This is a genomic window from Mycetohabitans sp. B2, assembly GCF_021733735.1.
Classification (GTDB): domain Bacteria; phylum Pseudomonadota; class Gammaproteobacteria; order Burkholderiales; family Burkholderiaceae; genus Mycetohabitans; species Mycetohabitans rhizoxinica.
Genome location: NZ_JAHKSP010000005.1, coordinates 110,541 through 130,572 on the forward strand (window position 1 = coordinate 110,541; position 20,032 = coordinate 130,572).

The 20,032-nt window shown below is 64.6% G+C and carries 17 protein-coding genes; 8 read left to right on the forward strand and 9 right to left on the reverse strand.

What is annotated here, in order from left to right; genetic code table 11:
- Positions 1-122: 122 nt before the first annotated feature.
- The 4 genes from KPG66_RS01600 to KPG66_RS01615 are packed head-to-tail and all read left to right on the forward strand — an operon-like array spanning position 123 to position 3,799.
- Entirely contained in the window at positions 123-767 is a 645-nt protein-coding gene (locus KPG66_RS01600; protein ID WP_237069807.1) for a paraquat-inducible protein A, read from the forward strand.
- Positions 764-1,414: a paraquat-inducible protein A gene (locus KPG66_RS01605; RefSeq protein WP_237069808.1), complete on the forward strand. Its 651-nt coding sequence runs from the start codon at positions 764-766 to the stop codon at positions 1,412-1,414. The genes KPG66_RS01600 and KPG66_RS01605 overlap by 4 nt, the downstream gene beginning before the upstream one ends.
- Positions 1,407-3,080, forward strand: coding sequence for a PqiB family protein (locus KPG66_RS01610; protein WP_237069809.1), 1,674 nt, complete (start codon positions 1,407-1,409; stop codon positions 3,078-3,080). Before KPG66_RS01605 ends, KPG66_RS01610 begins: the two co-directional genes overlap by 8 nt.
- Entirely contained in the window at positions 3,077-3,799 is a 723-nt protein-coding gene (locus KPG66_RS01615; protein ID WP_237069810.1) for a PqiC family protein, read from the forward strand. Before KPG66_RS01610 ends, KPG66_RS01615 begins: the two co-directional genes overlap by 4 nt.
- Before the next feature lie 16 nt (positions 3,800-3,815).
- Here the strand turns inward: KPG66_RS01615 and tgt are convergent, their stop codons facing one another.
- Together tgt and queA are read right to left on the reverse strand one after the other, a co-directional pair.
- Positions 3,816-4,946 carry a tRNA guanosine(34) transglycosylase Tgt gene (gene tgt, locus KPG66_RS01620; protein ID WP_237069811.1) on the reverse strand — a complete coding sequence of 377 codons (1,131 nt, stop codon included), beginning with the start codon at positions 4,944-4,946 and terminating at the stop codon, positions 3,816-3,818.
- Between the two features lie 64 nt (positions 4,947-5,010).
- Positions 5,011-6,063, reverse strand: coding sequence for a tRNA preQ1(34) S-adenosylmethionine ribosyltransferase-isomerase QueA (gene queA / locus KPG66_RS01625; RefSeq protein ID WP_041754019.1), 1,053 nt, complete (start codon positions 6,061-6,063; stop codon positions 5,011-5,013).
- 104 nt (positions 6,064-6,167) lie between these two features.
- Between queA and recG the strand changes: the two genes are divergently transcribed.
- The 3 genes from recG (at position 6,168) to ubiA (ending at position 10,722) form a co-directional block, all read left to right on the forward strand.
- Positions 6,168-8,486: an ATP-dependent DNA helicase RecG gene (gene recG / locus KPG66_RS01630; protein ID WP_237069812.1), complete on the forward strand. Its 2,319-nt coding sequence runs from the start codon at positions 6,168-6,170 to the stop codon at positions 8,484-8,486.
- Positions 8,487-8,721: 235 nt separating this feature from the next.
- Positions 8,722-9,681 (forward strand): LysR substrate-binding domain-containing protein, encoded by a 960-nt coding sequence (locus KPG66_RS01635; RefSeq protein ID WP_237069813.1) that lies wholly within the window; start codon positions 8,722-8,724, stop codon positions 9,679-9,681.
- A 168-nt stretch (positions 9,682-9,849) separates the two neighbouring features.
- Positions 9,850-10,722, forward strand: coding sequence for a 4-hydroxybenzoate octaprenyltransferase (gene ubiA / locus KPG66_RS01640; protein WP_041754020.1), 873 nt, complete (start codon positions 9,850-9,852; stop codon positions 10,720-10,722).
- A 15-nt stretch (positions 10,723-10,737) separates the two neighbouring features.
- On the opposite strand, the gene proC is transcribed toward ubiA, so the two are convergent.
- Genes proC through KPG66_RS01670 form a run of 6 tightly spaced genes read right to left on the reverse strand, consistent with a single transcriptional unit; the run spans position 10,738 to position 17,554 of the window.
- Positions 10,738-11,550 carry a pyrroline-5-carboxylate reductase gene (gene proC / locus KPG66_RS01645; protein WP_237069814.1) on the reverse strand — a complete coding sequence of 271 codons (813 nt, stop codon included), beginning with the start codon at positions 11,548-11,550 and terminating at the stop codon, positions 10,738-10,740.
- A gap of 11 nt (positions 11,551-11,561) precedes the next feature.
- The gene (locus KPG66_RS01650) at positions 11,562-12,266 is read right to left on the reverse strand and encodes a YggS family pyridoxal phosphate-dependent enzyme (RefSeq protein WP_013434184.1); all 705 of its coding nucleotides are present in this window, start codon (positions 12,264-12,266) and stop codon (positions 11,562-11,564) included.
- 20 nt (positions 12,267-12,286) lie between these two features.
- The gene (glcF, locus tag KPG66_RS01655) at positions 12,287-13,513 is read right to left on the reverse strand and encodes a glycolate oxidase subunit GlcF (protein WP_237069815.1); all 1,227 of its coding nucleotides are present in this window, start codon (positions 13,511-13,513) and stop codon (positions 12,287-12,289) included.
- Positions 13,514-13,521: 8 nt separating this feature from the next.
- Positions 13,522-14,604 carry a glycolate oxidase subunit GlcE gene (gene glcE, locus KPG66_RS01660; RefSeq protein ID WP_237069823.1) on the reverse strand — a complete coding sequence of 361 codons (1,083 nt, stop codon included), beginning with the start codon at positions 14,602-14,604 and terminating at the stop codon, positions 13,522-13,524.
- Between the two features lie 13 nt (positions 14,605-14,617).
- A complete protein-coding gene (locus tag KPG66_RS01665; RefSeq protein WP_237069816.1) occupies positions 14,618-16,111 on the reverse strand; it encodes an FAD-linked oxidase C-terminal domain-containing protein in 1,494 nt (497 codons plus the stop codon).
- A gap of 21 nt (positions 16,112-16,132) precedes the next feature.
- A complete protein-coding gene (locus KPG66_RS01670) occupies positions 16,133-17,554 on the reverse strand; it encodes an FAD-binding oxidoreductase (RefSeq protein ID WP_237069817.1) in 1,422 nt (473 codons plus the stop codon).
- A gap of 209 nt (positions 17,555-17,763) precedes the next feature.
- On the opposite strand from KPG66_RS01670, the gene KPG66_RS01675 reads away from it, so the two are divergent.
- On the forward strand, positions 17,764-18,315 hold the full coding sequence (locus KPG66_RS01675) for a cob(I)yrinic acid a,c-diamide adenosyltransferase (RefSeq protein ID WP_237069818.1): 552 nt from the start codon (positions 17,764-17,766) through the stop codon (positions 18,313-18,315).
- Between the two features lie 309 nt (positions 18,316-18,624).
- On the opposite strand, the gene aroG is transcribed toward KPG66_RS01675, so the two are convergent.
- Positions 18,625-19,698 carry a 3-deoxy-7-phosphoheptulonate synthase AroG gene (aroG, locus tag KPG66_RS01680; protein WP_237069819.1) on the reverse strand — a complete coding sequence of 358 codons (1,074 nt, stop codon included), beginning with the start codon at positions 19,696-19,698 and terminating at the stop codon, positions 18,625-18,627.
- Positions 19,699-20,032: the final 334 nt, after the last annotated feature.

Below are 20,032 nucleotides of genomic sequence, written 5' to 3' on the forward strand. Positions count from 1 at the left end.
TCGTAGGAAACAATGCAGTAGTATTGGCTCGAATCCATCCTCACGCTAAACGAGGCAACGCCGGCGCTATGCTTTGCTAAGATGGACCGCCGTATGGCGCTTACCGGAACCGTCGAACCCGTATGGACCCTACCGAGCTGATTGCGTGTCACCAGTGCGACGCGCTGCATTACAAGCGCGCACTGCATCCGGGCACAGTCGCGCGCTGCGCTCGTTGTGGCGCGGTGTTGTATCGTGGCCTGTCCGGGCGGCTGGACCGAGTGAGCGCGATGACGCTTGCCGCGTTGATCACGTTCGTGATTGCGCAGGCCGCGCCGATCGTTCAGTTGGAGACCAACGGGATCGTCACGCAGACTACGCTGGCCGCCGCCATTGCCGCGCTGTGGGCTGAAAACAGCCAGGTGATCGCGGTGCTCGTGCTGTGCTCCACGACGCTGTTTCCGCTCGCCGAATTGTGTGCGCTGCTTTACTTGCTGTTCTCGTTGCGCGCTGGCATTCGCCCGTATGCGTTCGACGAGTTGTTGCGGATGATCCAGTGGATCCGGCCGTGGGGCATGATCGAGGTATTCATGCTCGGCATTCTCGTCGCGCTGGTCAAGCTGTCGAGCCTGGCGGACATGCGCCCGGAAGCAGCGCTGTTCGCGTTTGGCGCGCTGACGCTGATGATCGCATCGGTGGTGACGTTCGATCCCCGCGTGCTATGGGACGTCGCGGACCGACTCGACGAAGGCGTCACCACGTGCAGCCGCGCGGCGAGGCATTCATGAGCGCGCCGCGCACGACCTACCCGAGCGCGCGGCGCGCTGGCCTGGTGACGTGCCATGCGTGCGGGCTGGTGTCGCCGTTGGTGCGCACCAGCCAGAGGCAGTGCTGTGCGCGTTGCGGCGCGACGCTGCATGTGCGCAAGCCGGATTCGATTGCGCGCACGTACGCGTTCTTAATTGCTGCGGCGATCATGTACGTGCCGGCGAATCTGCTGCCGGTGATGCATACGTCGTCGTTGCTTGGCTCGCAGGACGATACGATCATGTCTGGCGTTGTCTATTTCTGGACCTCTGGCGACTGGCCGCTGGCCGTGATCGTATTCGTGGCGAGCATCCTCGTGCCGATGCTCAAGCTCGCTGTGCTGACGCTGCTGACCGTCACGGCCCAAATCGGTTCGAGATGGCGGCCGTTGCAGCGCACGCGGCTGTATCGCGGCGTCGAGGCGATCGGCCGCTGGTCGATGCTGGATATTTTCGTCATCACGCTGACCGTCGCGCTGGTGCGCTTCCACTCGCTCGCGGAAATTACCGCTGGACCCGGTGCGGTTGCGTTCGGCGTGGTCGTCGTACTCACGATGATCGCCTCGATGCAGTTCGATCCCCGCCTGATCTGGGACAACATCGAATCGTCAGGAAAGGAACATGAATAACAAAAACAACGCCACCGGGACCGGCTCGCCGGAGGCGGGGCCGGGCGACCCGCTTGGGGCGGCTGACGGTGGCGTGCCGCTGCATTTGCCTGAGCCGGTTGTGCAGCGCACGAGCCGCTGGCTGCCGTCGCTGGTCTGGGTGATTCCGCTGATCGCCGCGCTGGTCGGCGTGTCGCTGTTTGTGAAGACGGTGCTGGAGCGCGGGCCGACGATCACCATCACGTTCAGGACGGCCGAAGGGCTTGAGCCGGGCAAGACGCAGGTTAAATACAAAGACGTGGTGATCGGCGCGGTGAAGACCATCACGCTGTCCAAGGACCTGGCCACCGTGCTCGTGACCGTCGAGTTGACCAAGCAGGCCGAGGGCTTCGCCGTTGACGACACGCGCTTCTGGGTCGTACGGCCGCGCGTGGCAGCCAGCGGCGTATCAGGACTGAATACGCTGCTCTCGGGCGCCTATATTGGCGTGGACGCTGGCCGTTCTCGGGAAACGCGCAAGCAATTCCTCGGACTCGAACAGCCGCCGCCAATTACGCGTGATCAGAGCGGGCACCAATTCGTGCTGCACGGCGACAGCCTGGGGTCGGTGGATATCGGCTCGCCGGTATTCTATCGGCGCGTGCAGGTCGGGCAGGTGGTGGGCTACAGTCTCGACCCGAATGGCACCGGCGTGACGATGCAAGTATTTGTCAATGCGCCCTATGATCAGTACGTCGGTGAGAACACGCGCTGGTGGCATGCGAGCGGCGTCGACCTGCGGCTCGATTCAGGCGGTTTTAAGCTCAATACGCAATCGCTGGCAGCCATGGTGATTGGTGGCATCGCGTTCCAATCGCCGCCAAGCGAGCCGGTGGGTGCACAAGCGCGCAATGACGCTCATTTCCGCCTGGCGAGCGATGAAGCCGATGCAATGCGGGCGTCGGACGGCGAGGCGGTGCCGTTCGTGCTGAACTTCAACCAGTCGCTGCGCGGCCTGTCGGTCGGCGCGCCAGTTGATTTCCGCGGTATCGTACTGGGCCAGGTGCGCTCAATCGGCATCGATTACGATCCGGTGAAGCACGCGTTCTTGATGCCGGTGACCGTCGAGCTGTATCCGGATCGGCTCGGGCCGCGCGTGCGCGAAGCGGCGCGCACCGGCGGCATGCGAGCGCGCGCGACGATGATCGAGAATCTGGTGAAATCGGGGCTGCGGGCCCAGTTGCGCACTGGCAACCTGATCACCAGCCAGTTATACGTCGCGCTGGACCTGTTCCCGAATGCACCGCCGGCCAAGGTGAACATGAGCCACTCGCCGATCGAGTTGCCGACTGTGCCCAATACGCTGGACGAACTGCAACTGCAAGTGGCCGACATTGCGAAGAAGCTTGACAAGGTGCCGTTCGACGAGATCGGCGTGCGCTTGAACAGCACGCTGAAGCGTGCCAACAGCCTGTTCAAGCAACTCGATACCCAACTTGCGCCGCAGGCCAAGGACACGTTGAGTACGGCGCAGCGAACGTTCCATGCTGCACAGTCGTCGCTGCAACAGGATTCGCCGCTGCAGACCGATGTGCGGCAGGCGCTGCAACAGTTGACGCGTACGCTGCAGTCGCTCAATGCGCTGTCGGACTATCTCGAACGTCATCCTGAATCGCTGCTACGCGGTAAGGGGAGGGATCAACCATGAAGTCGTGTCGATCTCCGCGGCGCTGCATCGCACACATCGCGCCGCTTGCCGCCCTGTGCGCGGCGGCGTTGCTCGCGAGTGCGTGTGGCAGTGTGGTGCCCGATCGCTTCTATACGCTGGCGGGGCCGGCACGCGGGGCGCCGCGTGCGGCGCCAGCGCAGTTCTATATCGAGTTGATGCCGGTTGACGTGCCGCAGCAAGTGGCTCGCTCCCAATTCGTCGTCACGACCGGACCGGGCCAGGTAGCGTTGCTCGAGCACGAGCGGTGGAGCGCGCCGTTGTCTGACGAGATGGGCCGCGCGCTGTCCGACGAGGTGAGTCGCGCGCTCGGCGCGATCGATGTCTATCGCACGCCGCATCCGGCCACTTCACCGGTGTTCCGGATTCACGTCAACGTGCAGCGCTTCGAATCGGCGCCCGGTGCGCACGCCGGCCTGGAGGCGACGTGGAGCGTGCGCGCGTTGCCCGACGGGGTGCCCGTGACATGCCACAGCACGATCGAGGAGCCCGTTGCGGCCGGCTATGAGGCGCTAGTGGTCGGTCATCGGCGGGCGTTGCAACGCTTGTCGGCCGACATCGCCGACGTGGTGCGCGAGCTTGTGCAGCATCGCTGTGCGACCTCTGCCTGCGTCGCGCCGCCAAGTGGGCGCACCGGTACCCGCATCGCGCCCACGGGGGCAGTGCCGGATCCGGCGCTGCGATGCTCGGCGCCTGCTTAAGCGCGCGAGCGAGCCGCTATTCGACGCCGCGTGCGCGGTCCGCGTGAAAGCGCGTCACGAACGCGTTGAACGTTCCCGCCTCGATGGCATCGCGGATCTCCTGCATTAGGTTCAGGTAGTAATGCAGATTGTGGATTGTGTTCAGTTGCGCGCCGAGGATTTCACCGACGCGATGCAGGTGATGCAGGTACGCGCGCGAAAAGTGGCGGCACGTATGGCAGACGCAGCTTTCGTCCAGCGGCCGCGTGTCGTTGCGGTGCATCGCATTGCGGATCTTCAGGTCGCCGAACCGCGTGAATAGCCAGCCGTTGCGCGCGTTGCGTGTGGGCATCACGCAGTCGAACATGTCGATGCCGGCGGCCACGCCGGCCACCAGGTCCTCCGGCGTGCCAACCCCCATCAAATAGTGCGGCTTGTCGAGCGGCAGCCTGGGGCCGATGTGTTGTAGCACGCGCAGCATGTCCTCCTTCGGTTCGCCAACTGACAGGCCGCCAATCGCGTAGCCATCAAAGCCGAGGTCCGATAGCCCCGCGAGCGATTCGTCGCGCAGTGCTTCGTACATGCCGCCCTGCACGATGCCGAACAGCGCGTTTGGATTGGCAAGGCGCCTGAATTCGTCGAGCGAGCGTTTGGCCCAGCGCAGCGACATCTGCATCGAGCGTGCCGCGGCATCATGCGAGGTGGGTACGCCATCGGTCGCGTACGGGGTGCACTCGTCGAATTGCATCACGATGTCGGAGTTCAGCACCTTTTGCACCTGCATCGACACCTCGGGTGACAGGAACAGCCGGTCGCCGTTGATCGGCGACGCGAACGTCACGCCATCCTCGGTGATTGTGCGCAGCTCGCCAAGTGAGAACACCTGGAAGCCGCCGGAGTCGGTCAGGATCGGCCGTTGCCAGCCCATGAAGCGGTGCAAGCCGCCATGCGCGGTGATCGTGTCGAGCCCTGGGCGCAGCCATAGATGAAACGTGTTGCCTAGGATGATCTGCGCGCGGATGTCCTCGAGTTCGCGTGGTGCCATGGCCTTGACCGTGCCATAGGTGCCGACCGGCATAAAGATCGGCGTGTCGATCGTGCCGTGATTCAGCGTCAGTCGGCCGCGTCGTGCGAGGCCATCGGTGCGCAAGAGGTCAAATTTCAACATGATGGGTTTAGGGCGGGCTCGTGGGCGGTGCGCGATGATGGCGAGCGCGGGTGGCGATGTCGGGTCATCGCTGTGCGACGGATGCGGCCCGCGTGAGCAGCATCGCGTCGCCGTAGCTGAAAAAACGGTAGCGTTGCGCGATCGCGTGGCGGTACGCGCGGCGGATCGGCTCGACACCGGCGAACGCGGACACCAGCATCAGCAGCGTCGACTTGGGCAAATGAAAGTTCGTCACGAGCCGGTCGATGACGCGGAACGGGTAACCGGGCGTAATGAAGATATCCGTTTCAGCACGGACCGCATGCAGTTCACGGCCATCGCGCTCGGCATCGCGGGCTGCCGCCTCCAGTGCGCGCATCGACGTCGTGCCAACCGCGATCACCGAGCGTTTCGCAGCCCGCGTGGCCTCGATGGCCTCGACGAGCGCTGGCGGGATGTTGTACCACTCGCTGTGCATCTTGTGCTGCGCAATGTCGTCGGTGCGCACCGGCTGGAACGTGCCGGCACCCACGTGCAGCGTCAACGTCGCGCGGCGCACGCCGCGCGCGTCCAGCGCGGCCAGTGTTGGCGCATCAAAATGCAGGCCGGCGGTGGGCGCCGCGACCGCGCCTGGCGTCGTCGCGAACACGGTTTGATAGCGTGCCTCGTCATACGTGTCGGGCGTGTGCTCGATGTAGGGCGGTAGCGGCAACCGGCCATGCTGGTCAATCAATTCGATGCAATCGTGCGGGAAATGCAGCGTATGAAATGGCTCGACGCGCTCGCCGACGGTCACGTCGAAGGCGTCTGCGAGCCGGATTGTCGAACCCGGCGCGGGGCGCTTGCTCGCACGGATTTGCGCGAGCGCGGTACGCGGACCGGTCACGCGCTCGATCAGTACCTCGACGCGTCCGCCGCTCGCCTTGATCCCGTCAAAGCGGGCCTTGAGCACTTTCGTGTCGTTGAACACCAGCAGGTCGCCGGGCTCGAGGCAAGCCGGCAGCTCACCGAAATGGCGGTCCAGCAGTGCACCGCTTGGCGTGACTTCGAGCAGGCGGCTCGCGCTGCGCTCGGGCAACGCATGTTGTGCGATCAGCTCCGGGGGCAGATCGAAATCGAAATCGGACAGCGTGTACATGAAATGGGACGGGTAGCGCAACGGCACGCTCGCGCAACTGCGCTACCCTGATGCACAATGCAGGGCCGTGCCAATAAAATCGATATTGTACTTGCGATAGCCCGATGTCTTTGTCCCGTCATCCGCAGCTGGTGTTACCGCGATCAGGTGAACCCGACGCCGTGCCTGGCGATGCCAGCGCAGGCGGCGCCGCTGCGCCTGCGCGCCGCGGCGCCGGGCCGTCGGCACGCAAGCGCCTCCCGGCGGCCATGGTCGGCGACACGGCTGCGGTCCAAGCCGCGGATGACACGGCGGCCCAAGCTGCCGACAGTCCCGCCGTTAAACCTGCTGGCAAGGCTTCGACCCAGCCCGCCGGCAAGTCGGGTGCCAAGCCGAGCGACAAACTGGCTCGGCTGGGGCTGGTGCGCGACATCGACCTGGTGCTGCATTTGCCGATGCGCTATGAGGACGAGACGACGCTGACGCCGATTGGCCAACTGCTGCCAGGCATGACCGCGCAGGTCCAGGGCGAAGTGGTGGACAACGAAATCGCCTACCGGCCACGCCGCCAGATGTTGGTACGGCTGCGCGACGAGCACGGCGATGTGCTGATGCTGCGGTTTCTGAACTTTTGGGGCTCCCAGGCCCGGCAACTGGCGTCTGGCGCGCGCTTGCGCGTGCGTGGCGACGTGCGGGGGGGCTTCTTCGGGATGGAAATGGTCCATCCGGCATACCGCGTGGTTGAAGACGACACGCCGTTGCCCGACGCGTTGACGCCTGTGTACTCGAGCACAGCTGGCGTGTCGCAGGCGTATTTGCGCCGCGCGATCGACAGCGCGCTGCAACGCACGCCATTGCCGGAGTTGCTGCCGCCGCAGATCGCCGACGCGTTCCTGGCCCCGCTTGGGGTGCCGTCGTTGGCCGATGCGGTGCGCACGCTGCATCACCCGCGTGCGGATGCGGATGAGGCCGCCCTGATGGAGCGGACCCATCCGGCGTGGTTGCGGATCAAATTCGAGGAGTTGCTCGCGCAGCAATTGTCGCTCAAACGCGCGCATGACGAGCGGCGTTTGCGCGCCGCACCGGCGATGGCACGCCGTCCCGCCGCCGATCGCGACGCGCTCGTCACGCGGTTGCATGCCGCGCTGCCGTTCCAGTTGACCGGCGCGCAGCAGCGGGCCAGCGAGCAAATTGCGGCGGACCTGGCCGCGGCGCATCCGATGCAGCGACTGCTGCAGGGGGACGTGGGCAGCGGCAAGACAGTGGTCGCCGCGCTGGCGGCGGCGCAGGCGATCGATGCCGGCTACCAGGCGGCGCTGATGGCCCCCACCGAGTTGCTGGCCGAACAACATGCGCGCAAACTGCGCGGCTGGCTCGAGCCGCTTGGTGTGCGCACGGCGTGGCTGGCCGGCAGCCTGAAGGCGCGCGATAAGCGCGCCGCATTGGAGGCGGTGGCCAGCGGCGACGCGCCGCTGGTGATCGGCACGCATGCGATGATCCAGGAGGCGGTGAAATTTGCTCGGCTTGGTTTGGTGATCGTGGACGAGCAGCACCGCTTTGGCGTCGAACAGCGGCTTGCCTTGCGCGCGAAGGCGCAGGCCGAAGCCGCGGTGTCGGGGTTCCAGCCGCATCAATTGATGATGTCCGCGACGCCGATTCCGCGCACGCTCGCGATGACGTACTACGCGGACCTGGACGTGTCCACGATCGACGAGTTACCACCAGGGCGCACGCCGGTGCTCACCAAGCTGGTATCGGATGCGCGTCGCGATGAAGTGATTGCCCGCGTGCGCGAGGCCGCCCTGGCTGGACGTCAGGTGTACTGGGTGTGCCCATTGATCGAGGAGAGCGAGGCGTTGCAATTGCAGACTGCCGTGGACACTTATGAGACGCTCGTTGCCGCGCTGCCGCAGTTGCAGGTGGGACTGGTGCATGGTCGCCTGGCGGCAGCCGACAAGGCCGACGTGATGGCGCGCTTTACCCGCAATGAGATCCATTTGCTGGTAGCGACCACGGTGATTGAGGTCGGCGTCGATGTGCCCAATGCGTCGTTGATGGTAGTCGAGCACGCGGAGCGCTTCGGCCTCGCGCAATTGCACCAATTACGCGGCCGGGTCGGCCGGGGCAGCCAGTCGTCGGTGTGCCTGCTGATGTACGCCAGCCCGCTGTCGTTGGCGGCGCGCGAACGACTGCGTACGATGCGCGAGACCACGGACGGTTTCGAGATCGCGCGTCGGGACCTGGAGATCCGCGGCCCCGGCGAATTCCTCGGCGCGCGGCAATCCGGCGCAGCGATGCTGCGCTTTGCAGACATCGAGCAGGATGCTTGGCTGATCGAGCCGGCACGGCGCGCGGCCGAGCGGCTGCTGGGCGAGTATCCGCAGGCCGCCGCCGCGCACTTGACACGTTGGCTCGGCAGCCGCGAGCAGTACTTGAAGGCGTGAAGGCGTGAAGGCGTGAAGGGGTGAAGGGGTGAGCGCGGGCAGCGGATGCAGGTGGTATGAAGGCAATGAAGCCGGCGACGGCGTGCCCGGGTTTCGCGCGTGGCGTCTGCCTGCGCGCTGCCGGCCATCCCGATGAGGGTGGGGAAATGGGGGCAGGTAAAGGCCCCCTTGGCAAACGGGCCGGCAACGCGTATAAGAGAAAATCTATCGAAAGTATCGCCTCGATTAGTCGATAATGACGCTCACCGAACTCAAGTACATCGTTGCCGTTGCCCGGGAACGCCATTTTGGCCGGGCCGCGGAGGCATGTTTCGTCAGCCAGCCGACGTTGTCGGTCGCGATCAAGAAGCTCGAGGACGAACTGAACGTTCAGATCTTCGAGCGCGGTACCAGCGAGGTCAGCGTCACGCCGATCGGTGAGCAGATCGTTACCCAGGCGCAGCGTGTGCTTGAGCAGACGCTCGCGATCAAGGAAATCGCCAAGCAGGGCAAGGATCCGCTGGTCGGGCCGCTGCGGCTCGGCGTGATCTATACGATCGGCCCCTATTTGCTGCCGGCGCTGGTCAAGCAGATGATCGAGACGGTGCCGCAGATGCCGCTGATGCTGCAGGAGAACTTCACGCTGAAGCTGATCGAACTGCTCAAGCAGGGCGAGATTGACGTCGCGATCATGGCGCTGCCGTTCCCGGAAACCGGCTTGATGGTCCGTCCGCTGTATGACGAGCCGTTTGTGGTCGCGCTTCCTGCGGGGCACCCGTGGGAGCGGCGCAACGCAATCAATGCCGAGGACCTGAAGCAGGAAACAATGTTGCTGCTGGGCAGCGGCCATTGCTTTCGAGACCATGTGCTGGGCGTGTGCCCAGAACTCATGCGCTTTTCGCAAAACGCAGACGGGATTCAGAAGACGTTCGAGGGCAGCTCGTTGGAGACGATCCGCCACATGGTGGCCAGCGGCGTGGGCATCACCGTGCTGCCGCGCACCTCGGTGCAGGAGGTACGCGCGCATGCAAGCGGCGTGGACAACGGCCTGCTCAGCTACGTGCCGTTTACCGAGCCGCAGCCGGACCGGCGCGTGGTGCTGGCATGGCGCAAGAGCTTCACGCGGATGCCGGCGATCGATGCGATCTGCGATGCGATTCGCGCGTGCGCGTTACCCGGTACGCATAAGCTTGAGCTACCCGCCGCGGTCAACTGACCGTTGCAGCCGAAGAGACGTTTCACCGCTTGATACATCCCATGCCGCTTCGTGTACCGCAAGCCTGGCGCGGCATGCGGCGTGACTGGAGCACGTGGTGCGGCAGGCCACGCCGTGCGTTTTCGCCTAGAATAACGGGTCATGACGTTTCGATCCGAGTGCTGCATGATGTCCGCGCTAACCTTGCGCCTGCCGTTGTATTTCCGCCTGCTGCGGCTGCATAAGCCGATCGGCAGCGTGCTGCTGCTATGGCCGACGCTGAATGCATTATGGATAGCGGCCGATGGCCATCCCCCTGCGCATATCGTTGCGATCTTCGCGATTGGCACTGTTCTGATGCGCTCGGCCGGATGCGCGATCAACGATTACGCAGACCGGGATTTCGACAAGCATGTGAAGCGCACGCAGGATCGCCCTCTCACGTCGGGTCAGATCGCCCCGTGGAAAGCCCTTGCCGTGGCGGCCGCGCTTGCGCTGGTGTCGTTCCTGCTGATCCTGCCGCTAAACGCGCTGACCAAGTGGCTCTCCGTCGCGGCGCTGTTCGTGGCGGGTACGTATCCGTTTATGAAGCGCTTTTTCGCGATTCCGCAGGCCTACCTGGGCATTGCGTTCGGCTTTGGGATTCCGATGGGATTCGCCGCGATCCAGGACCAAGTGCCGCCGCTCGCGTGGCTGATGCTGCTGGCGAACGTGTTCTGGTCGGTCGCTTACGATACTGCCTACGCGATGGTGGACCGGGATGATGACATCAAGATCGGCATTCGCACGTCCGCGTTGACGTTCGGCCGCTTCGACGTGCTGGCCGTGATGCTGTGCTACGCAGCGATGCTGGGCATCTATGCATGGATCGGCTATGCGCTGCACGGGTCCGTTGCGTACTGGGCCGGATGGGCGGGCGCGCTCGGCTGTGCGGTGTACCACTACACGTTGATCCGCGACCGCGACCGGATGCGGTGCTTTGCGGCGTTCATGCACAACAACTGGCTCGGCGGTATCCTGTTCGCCGGCATCGCCGTGCACTATGCTAGCATGGGGCTTTGAGCGCGCGGCGCCTGCTCATTGCTTGCCGAACGCGTCGCCCATTTGAATTGCCCGGGCGTGGGCCGCCAACGCGCCGCGTACGATCGCCGCACCGATGCCGTCGGCCTCGAAGGACTCGAGCGCGGCGGCCGTCGTGCCACCTTTCGAGGTCACGCGCTCGCGCAGCACGCTGGCAGGCTCGCCTGACTGTGCGGCCAGTTGGGCGGCGCCGGTGAACGTGGCGAGCGCCAGCGCGCGTGCCTGCTCGTCATCGAGTCCCAGCTCGCGCGCGGCGCGCTGCAGGGCCTCAATGAAGTAGAACACGTAGGCTGGGCCGCTGCCCGAAATGGCCGTCACCGCATCGATTTTCGATTCATCGTCGCACCACACGATCTCGCCTACCGCGCGCAGCACCCGCTCGGCGAGTGCCCGGCCGGCATCATCGACACCGTGCAGCGCTGCCAGGCCGGTCACCCCGCTGCCGATCAGCGCCGGGGTATTGGGCATCGTGCGTATCACGCGCTGGTAGCCGTTGAGCCAATGCGCGATGTCCGCAGCGCGGATCCCGGCGGCAATGCTGATGATGAGCTGCGCACGCAACCACGGCACGAGCGATTCGACCACGGCTTTCATCACCTGGGGCTTGACCGCAATGACGATGGCATCGTAGTCGTCGAGCGACGCGTCGGCCGCCTCGCCGGTACGTATTGGGTGCTGCTGCGTCAAGCGTGCGCGCGCGTCGGCCGATGGGTCGATGGCGTACAGGTCAGCGGCCGGGATGCCACGCTTGAGCAGCCCACCGATCAGGGCAGCGGCCATGTTGCCTGCGCCGATGAATGCAATTTTCATAAGGATCTCGTTCAGTGAGTGGGGTAGGTTCGTGGGCCGAAAATCGCGGTGCCGACCCGCACGATCGTCGCGCCTTCGAGAATAGCCGCGTCCAGATCGGCCGACATGCCCATCGACAGCGTATCCAGGCCGAGGCCTTGCGCATTGACAGCATCGAATAGTTCACGCAATCGCCGATGCGGCGCGCGCTGGGCGTGCAGTCCGGACACGGGCTCGGGGATCGACATCAGTCCGCGCAGCCGTAGCCGGGGCAGCGCCGCAACGTCGCGCGCCAGCGTGGCCACATCATCGGGCGCGACGCCGTGCTTGGACGCCTCGCCGCTGACATTCACCTGCACGCAGACATTGAGCGGCGGCAGGTGGGTGGGCCGTTGCTCGGACAGCCGGTGCGCGATCTTGAGTCGATCGACTGAATGCACCCAATCGAACTGCTCGGCGACCGGCCGCGTCTTGTTTGACTGCAGCGGTCCAATGAAATGCCATTCGAGCGATGCACGCAACGGCTGCAGGGCGGCGATTTTGTCCAACGCTTCCTGCACATAGTTTTCACCGAACGCCTGTTGGCCCGCCGCGTGGGCAGCGCGTATGGCGTCGGCTGGAAAGGTTTTGGATACGGCGAGCAATTGTACGCTCGCCGGATCGCGGCCGGCGGCCGCAGCCACCGCGGCAATGCGTCGGCAAACTTCGTCCAGATGTGGCGCAATGAGGGTGGACATGACGTGGAACGGGGAAGGGTTTAATCAGACAGCAGGCGATCGACGAGTTCGATCCAATGCGCGACCGGCGTTGACGTGCCGCTTTGCAGATGCGCAATGCAGCCCACGTTCGCTGAGACGATCATCTGTGGCTCAAGTGCCGACAAGCGTTCAAGCTTTTGGTTGCGCAGCGTGTAGGACAGCGCCGGCTGTAGCACCGAGTACGTGCCGGCCGAGCCGCAGCAAAGGTGTGCGTCGGATGGTACACGCACCTCCAACCCGAGCGCCTGGAGTAGCCGCTCGACGCGCCCGGTAATTTTCTGCCCATGCTGCAGCGTGCATGGCGGGTGGTAGGCAACCGTATGTACGTCACGCCGGCGTATGCGGCACGCAAGCTCGGCTTCATAGCGGGGCAGCAGCTCGGCCAGGTCTTGTGCCAAGCTGGCCACGTGTGCCGCCTTATGAGCGTAGGCTGGATCGTCCCGCAACAGGTGCCCGTATTCCTTGATCGTCGCGCCGCACCCGGAGGCATTGATGACGACGGCCGCCGCGCCCTGCTCGATGTGGGGCCACCATGCGTCGATGTTGCGGCGTGCGTCATCGAGCGTCTGCGCGTGGTACCCCAAGTGCAGCCGGATGGCACCGCAGCAGCCAGCGTCGTCGGCCACGACCGGCTCGATGCCGAGTGTGTCGAGCACGCGCGCGGTCGCGACGTTGATGTTGGGCATCATGCCGGGCTGCACGCAGCCGGTCAGCATCAGCATCCTGATCCGGTGCCGCGCTGTCGGCCACGCGCGCGGATGTTGCCGTAGCGGCACCTTGGCGCGCAGTCGCTTGGGCAGCAGCGGGCGCAAATGTTGTACGAGCCGCATCGCCGGCGTGAACAGTGTCGCATTCGGCAGAAAGCTTGCCAGCAGGCGCCGTACGAGCCGCGAGCGCCAGCGGCGCGGCACCTTCTGCTCGACGAGCTTGCGCCCAATATGTGCCAGTCGCCCGTACTGCACACCGGACGGACAAGTCGTCTCGCAATTGCGGCACGTCAGACAGCGGTCCAGGTGCAACTGTGTGCTCCGCGTGACCGGCGCGCCCTCGAGCATTTGCTTGATCAAATAGATGCGCCCGCGCGGGCCGTCCAGTTCGTCGCCGAGGATTTGATAGGTAGGGCAGGTCGCCGTGCACAAACCGCAATGCACGCATTGACGCAGGATGGCATGGGCCTCGTTGCCGTCCGGTGTATGGCGAATGAAGTCCGCGAGATGGGTCTGCATCGCAACGGTCAGAGGTCCGGATAGAGCCGGCCACGATTAAAGATGCGTGCCGGGTCGAATACCGCTTTCAGGCGGCGATGAATGCTCATCAGCGGCGACGGCAGCGCAGTGAACACGCCAACGTTACGATTGTAGCGCGAACCGCAGCGAAACAGCGTCGCATGGCCGCCGGCCTGCCGCACCGCCATGCGCACCGTCTGCGCATCGGTATCGGTGACCCACCAGCGCTGCGCGCCCCCCCATTCCATCCACTGGACTCCGGGTAATTGTAGCGGTTCGGTGATCGACGGCAGCGATAGGCGCCATAGCGCCGCGTCGGCGGGAATGATCCGAAAGAACGCATCGGTCTGCTCGCGTAGCCCGGTCCAGAAGCGCTCGGCCTCCACCGCGTCGATCACTTCGCCGCCGAGCGTGTTGCGCGCGCTCTTGAGCGCACTGTCCGCGCCGCCCAGACGCAACGCCAGCGTGCCGTTGCGCCACGCACTGGCCGTCAATGGCAGCGGCCGGCCGGCCCATTCGTTGAGCTTGCGTACCGCGTCGGTGCCGTTCATGTCGAACTTTAGCGTCAACTCTGCCTGCGGGCGCGGCAGCACTTTCAACGACACGTCCAGCAGCAGGCCGAGTGTGCCGAGTGAGCCGGCCATCAGCCGCGCGATATCGTAGCCGGCGACATTCTTCGTCACGCGCCCGCCCAAGCGCAGCATGTCGCCGCGTCCGTTCATCACGGTTGCACCCAACACGAAGTCGCGCGCCGCGCCCGCGCTGGCACGGCGTGGGCCAGCTAGGCCGGCGGCGATGCAGCCGCCGATCGTCGCGCCACGACCGAAGTGCGGCGGCTCGAATGCGAGCATCTGACGATGTTCAGCCAGTGCCGCTTCGATGTCGGCCAACGGCGTGCCGCAGTACGCGGTGATCACCCGTTCGGCCGGATCGTAAGCGACGATGCCGCTTACCTCGCGCGTATCGAGCACTTCCCCCTCGATGTTCTGGCCATACCACGACTTTGTGCCGCCGCCGCGGATCTGCAGCGGCACGCCGCGCTCGCTGGCTTGCGTGACTTGCGAGCGCAGGCTCGCGTATGGATGCGGCATCTGCGTCATCGTGTCAGCGCCTCGGCAACTCGGGATGCGGCAGCAAACCTTGATGGCCCCGCATTTTGCCGTACTCGGCACAGCGCGCCCGCGTCGGGATGTCCTTACCCGGATTCAGCAGCCCTGGCGGGTCGAACGCGCGCTTAACCGCGAGGAGCGCATCACGCTCCTCAGCACAGAATTGCACGCACATCGCATCGGTCTTCTCGATGCCCACGCCATGCTCGCCGGTGATCGTGCCGTCGAGCCCCACGCAGGTTTCCAGCATTTGCGCACCGAATGCCTCGGCGCGCCGCCACTCATCGGGATCGTTGCCGTCAAATAGGATCAGCGAACGCATGTTGCCGTCGCCCGCATGGAAGACGTTCATGCAGCGCAGCCCGTATTGCTTTTCCATCTCGGCGATGCGCGCGAGCAGTGGCCCGATCGCCCGCCGCGGCACGGTACCGTCCATGCAATAGTAATCCGGCGAGATACGCCCCGCGGCCGCAAATGCATTCTTGTGCCCGGACCAGAACTTGAGCCGCTCCGTCTCCGAGCGCGAGATCTGGATCCGCGTCGCACCATGCGCATGCAGCACCGCAGTCATGCGCTCGATCTCGTCGGCGACCTCGTCGGGAGTGCCGTCGGATTCGCACAGCAGAATAGCCTGCGCCTTTAGGTCGTAGCCGGCCTGCACGAATTCCTCCACCGCATGCGTGGCCAACTGGTCCATCATGTCGAGGCCCGCGGGCACGATGCCGGCCGCGATGATCGCCGCGGCCGCGGCGCCGCCCTTGACTACGTCATCAAAGCTGGCCATGATGACCTGCGCCATTTGCGGCTTTGGGAGCAGCCGGACCGTCACCTCCGTGACGACGGCAAACATGCCTTCGCTGCCGATCAGCACCGCCAGCAGGTCCAGCCCCGCACAATCTGGGCCCAGTGAGCCGAATTCGACCAGGTCGCCCTCCATCGTGATCGCGCGCACGCGCAGCACGTTATGTACGGTCAAGCCGTATTTCAAGCAATGCACGCCGCCAGCATTCTCGGCCACATTGCCTCCGATCGTGCAGGCGATCTGCGATGAGGGATCCGGCGCGTAGTACAGCCCGTATGGCGCGGCCGCCTCCGAGATCGCCAGATTGCGCACACCAGGCTGGAGCGTCGCGGTACGCGCGTAGGGATCGATGTTGATGATCTTGTTGAGGCGCGCGAGCGACAGCACGATGCCATCGCGCAGCGGCATCGCGCCACCGGACAGACCCGTGCCGGCGCCGCGCGGCACCACCGGCACGTCGAGCCGGTGGCATGTCTGCAGCACGCGCCGCACTTGCAATTCTGTCTCGGGCAGCACCACCGCGAGTGGCAGCTGCCGATACGCGGCAAGCCCATCGCATTCGTACGGTGCCGTATCCTCGTCGCGATATAGTAGGCAGTGCGGGGGCAACACCGTCGTCAGCGCCTGAACCACTTCGCGTTGTCGCGCCGCGATGGCTTCCGGGGACGGTTCGACTGAAGCGTTCATGGCATGCTCCGCGCGACGTGTCTAGTGCGGTCCGTGAAAGGCGAAGATCTTGCCGGGATTCATCAGATTGTGCGGATCAAGCGCGTGCTTGATCGCTCGCATCGTGTCAACGGCATCCGCGCCATGCTCGTCCACGAGGAAATCCATCTTGTGCAGGCCGACGCCGTGCTCGCCGGTGCATGTGCCGCCAAAGCGCAGCGCGCGTGACACGATCCGCTGGTTCAACTGCTCCGCCTCATGGATCTCGGCTGGACTAGCGGGGTCGATCAGCATCGCGACGTGGAAGTTGCCATCGCCGACGTGGCCCACGATCGGGCACAGCAGTGACGATTGCTTCAGGTCCGCCTCTGTCTGTTCGACGCATTCAGCCAGCTGCGAGATAGGCACGCACACGTCGGTGGTCAGCGCACGGCAACCGGGGCGCAACTGCAACATCGCAAAGTATGCACTGTGCCGCGCGTTCCACAACCGGCTGCGCTCCTCCGGGCGGGTGGCCCATTCGAAGCCTTGCCCGCCATGTTGCGCAGCTATGTCCTGCACCGTCTGCGCCTGCTCACGCACGCCGGTCTCGCTGCCGTGGAACTCGAAGAACAGCGTTTGCATCTCCGGCAACGTTAGATTCGAGTGGCGGTTAATCGCACGGATCGCGAGCGCGTCGACGAATTCCACGCGCGCCACCGGCACGCCGAGCTGGATCGTCTCGATCACGGTGCGCACGGCCTCGCCCATGCTTGGAAATGCACACACGGCCGCGGAAATTGCCTCAGGCAACGGGTATAGGCGTACGGTGACGTCGGTGATCACGCCAAGTGTGCCTTCGGAGCCAACAAAGAGGCGTGTCAGATCGTAGCCCGCCGACGACTTGCGCGCGCGCGAGCCCGTGTGGATGATGCGTGCATCGGCCCGCACCACCGTCAAGCCCAGTACGTTCTCGCGCATCGTGCCGTAGCGGACCGCATTCGTGCCCGAGGCGCGCGTGGCGGCCATGCCGCCGATGCTCGCGTCGGCGCCGGGGTCGATCGGAAAGAACAAGCCAGTGTCGCGCAACGCGTCATTGAGCGCCTTGCGCGACACACCGGCTTGCACGGTGGCCGTCAGATCGTGCGCGTCGATCGACAACACGTGGTTCATCTCGGACAGATCGATCGTCACGCCGCCCTGCACCGCGAGCAGATGTCCTTCAAGCGACGAGCCGTTGCCATACGGAATCACTGGCACCTCATACTGCGCGCACAGCGCGACAATGGTCGCGACCTCCTGCGCCGTGCGGGCGTAGACGACTGCATCCGGCCACTGCGGATCGAACATCGACTCGTCGCGCCCATGGTGCGCGCGCACCGCTTCGGCGACCGAAACGCGCTCACCGAATGTGTCCTTGAGCGCGTCGAGCAGGGATGGGGGGAAGGGCTTGCGCACGGCGGCACGCGCAATCGAATGAGTCACGGGGTGGTCTCCTGAACGCATGGCAGGCAAGCTGGTCAACTAATTTACTATTTTAAGCCAATGTGCATCGCCCAAGCCGCTTGCATCGCGAGGCGGCGCGCCGGACGAGACCGCGTGGTGGCGTGCACGCCACTATAATGCGCGGCGGACACGGCAAGCTGCCCTGATATGGCAAACTGCCCTCGATCTGCTCGTCAATCACAGGAGCCATGATGGGAAACCGCTTGAGCAAGATTGTCACGCGAACGGGTGACGACGGTACCACCGGTCTGGGGGACGCAAGCCGCGTGGCCAAGGACGATACACGCATCGCGGCGATCGGCGACGTAGACGAGCTGAATTCGTCGCTGGGCGTGCTGCTGGCCGAAACGTTGCCGGCCCGTGTGCGGGAGGTGCTCGTTGCGGTGCAGCACGATTTATTCGATGTCGGTGCGCAGCTATGCATGCCGGGCGAGGTGATGATCGTCAGCGAGCATGTCGCCCGGCTCGACGGCTGGCTCGAGCACTTCAATGCGCAACTGCCGCCGCTGCGTGAGTTTGTCTTGCCCGGCGGCTCGCGCTCGGCCGCGTTGTCGCATCTGTGCCGTACCGTTTGCCGGCGGGCCGAGCGCACGATCGTCGCGCTTGGCCATGAACAAGCCGTCGATGCTGCACTGCGGCAGTATGTGAACCGCCTATCTGACCTGATGTTCGTCCTGGCCCGCGTGCTCAATGACGCGACGGGCCAGCCGGAGGTGCTGTGGCAACATGAGCGGCCGTAAGGGGCTGCTCATGCTGGCATCACGGCATGGTGTTCGCCAGCCCATTGCGGCGCACGCTTATGCTCCGTCGTCCGTCAATGGCCGCCGCCGTCGATCGCCATTGCGATGAATCGCCGTGACCGGTGAGTGGCTGTCGCTGGTCGATCGCCGTGGCCGGTGAGTGGCTGTCGCTGGTCGATCGCCGTGGCCGGTGAGTGGCCGTCGCTGGTCGATCGCCATTGCCGGTGAGTGGTTGTCGCCGGCCGATCGTTGTTGCCGGTAAGGGGTTATCTCCGATCAATCGCCGCTGTAGCAGCGTTGCCGCCCGCGTTAGTTGCTGCTGTCGCGCGCGATGCGCCGTTGCCGGACCGCTTCGGCTAGTTCTTCGAGCACTCTCACGCTATCGTCCCAGCCGATGCAGGCGTCAGTGACGCTTTGACCGTAGGTCAACTCGCAGCCGTCCTTCAAATCCTGGCGTCCCGCGACCAGATGGGACTCCACCATCACGCCGATGATGCGCTCGTCGCCGGCGGCGACTTGCCGGCCGATGTTTGCGCAGACCGGAATTTGGTTTTCGTGCTTCTTTTCGCTATTCGCATGGCTTGCATCGATCATTAATCGCGCAGCCAGCCCCAACTTGCCGATCGCGGAGCATGCGGCCTCGACGCTTGCCGCATCATAGTTCGGGGTTTTGCCGCCGCGCAGGATGACGTGACAGTCCTCGTTGCCAGCGGTCGATACGATCGCCGAATGACCGCCCTTGGTCACCGACAGAAAATGGTGCGGCTGCGAAGCGGCCTTAATCGCGTCGACCGCGATTTTTACGTTGCCGTCGGTGCCGTTCTTGAAGCCAACCGGGCACGACAATCCGGAGGCCAGTTCCCGATGCACCTGCGATTCGGTGGTGCGCGCGCCGATTGCGCCCCACGAGATCAAGTCGGCGATGTACTGCGGGCTGATCATGTCCAGGTACTCCGTGCCGGCCGGCAGCCCGAGCGCGTTGATTTGCACCAGCAGTTCGCGCGCGGTACGTAATCCGTCGTTAATCTTGAAGCTGTTGTCCAGGTAAGGGTCGTTGATCAACCCCTTCCAGCCCACAGTCGTGCGTGGCTTTTCGAAGTACACACGCATCACGATTTCCAATTCGCCGGCAAAGCGCTTACGCTGCTCCACTAGGCGCTGTGCGTACTCCAGTGCCGCACGCGTGTCGTGGATCGAGCACGGGCCAATCACGACGATGAGCCGGTCGTCCATCCCATGCAAGATCCGATGCAGTGATTGGCGAGCATTGAAGATCAGGTCGGCGATGCGCTCCTCACAGGGAAACTCCCGTAACAGGTGCGCGGGCGGCAGCAATTCCTTAAGCTCGCGGATGCGGACATCATCGGTGTTGTGCAGGGCCATCATGGTTCTCCGGTTCAACGGTACGCGCCTCGCGCGCGGTGTTCGAGGCCTGGCGCCTGGCGAAAAAAAACCGCCAGGCGGGCTGGCGGTTTTTCGGGAATGTGGGGGTGATTCGCTTGTCCGTCACCCACCCTCTCGGTCCGCCAGCGGCCTGAGATGCCAAAAGAAATAAAAATAAAACTTGGCAGACATCGCGGAATGCAAACGAATTGAAAGGTGGCGTCGGTTTTGACTACGCTGACGTTATACTCTGGACGCCCCCCCGTTGGCAACCTGAGGTTTACCCACAAATATGGGTCACTCGTTTTGCCTGAAGATGCGATACATCTTGGTG

Bases quoted from the DNA above. Each gene is read 5' to 3' on its own strand.
- KPG66_RS01600 (WP_237069807.1), top strand. From the start codon at position 123: ATGGACCCTACCGAGCTGATTGCGTGTCACCAGTGCGACGCGCTGCAT.
- KPG66_RS01605 (WP_237069808.1), top strand. From the start codon at position 764: ATGAGCGCGCCGCGCACGACCTACCCGAGCGCGCGGCGCGCTGGCCTG.
- KPG66_RS01610 (WP_237069809.1), top strand. From the start codon at position 1,407: ATGAATAACAAAAACAACGCCACCGGGACCGGCTCGCCGGAGGCGGGG.
- KPG66_RS01615 (WP_237069810.1), top strand. From the start codon at position 3,077: ATGAAGTCGTGTCGATCTCCGCGGCGCTGCATCGCACACATCGCGCCG.
- tgt (WP_237069811.1), bottom strand. From the start codon at position 4,946: ATGTTGAAATTTGACCTCTTGCGCACCGATGGCCTCGCACGACGCGGC.
- queA (WP_041754019.1), bottom strand. From the start codon at position 6,063: ATGTACACGCTGTCCGATTTCGATTTCGATCTGCCCCCGGAGCTGATC.
- recG (WP_237069812.1), top strand. From the start codon at position 6,168: ATGTCTTTGTCCCGTCATCCGCAGCTGGTGTTACCGCGATCAGGTGAA.
- KPG66_RS01635 (WP_237069813.1), top strand. From the start codon at position 8,722: ATGACGCTCACCGAACTCAAGTACATCGTTGCCGTTGCCCGGGAACGC.
- ubiA (WP_041754020.1), top strand. From the start codon at position 9,850: ATGTCCGCGCTAACCTTGCGCCTGCCGTTGTATTTCCGCCTGCTGCGG.
- proC (WP_237069814.1), bottom strand. From the start codon at position 11,550: ATGAAAATTGCATTCATCGGCGCAGGCAACATGGCCGCTGCCCTGATC.
- KPG66_RS01650 (WP_013434184.1), bottom strand. From the start codon at position 12,266: ATGTCCACCCTCATTGCGCCACATCTGGACGAAGTTTGCCGACGCATT.
- glcF (WP_237069815.1), bottom strand. From the start codon at position 13,513: ATGCAGACCCATCTCGCGGACTTCATTCGCCATACACCGGACGGCAAC.
- glcE (WP_237069823.1), bottom strand. From the start codon at position 14,604: ATGCCGCATCCATACGCGAGCCTGCGCTCGCAAGTCACGCAAGCCAGC.
- KPG66_RS01665 (WP_237069816.1), bottom strand. From the start codon at position 16,111: ATGAACGCTTCAGTCGAACCGTCCCCGGAAGCCATCGCGGCGCGACAA.
- KPG66_RS01675 (WP_237069818.1), top strand. From the start codon at position 17,764: ATGATGGGAAACCGCTTGAGCAAGATTGTCACGCGAACGGGTGACGAC.
- aroG (WP_237069819.1), bottom strand. From the start codon at position 19,698: ATGGCCCTGCACAACACCGATGATGTCCGCATCCGCGAGCTTAAGGAA.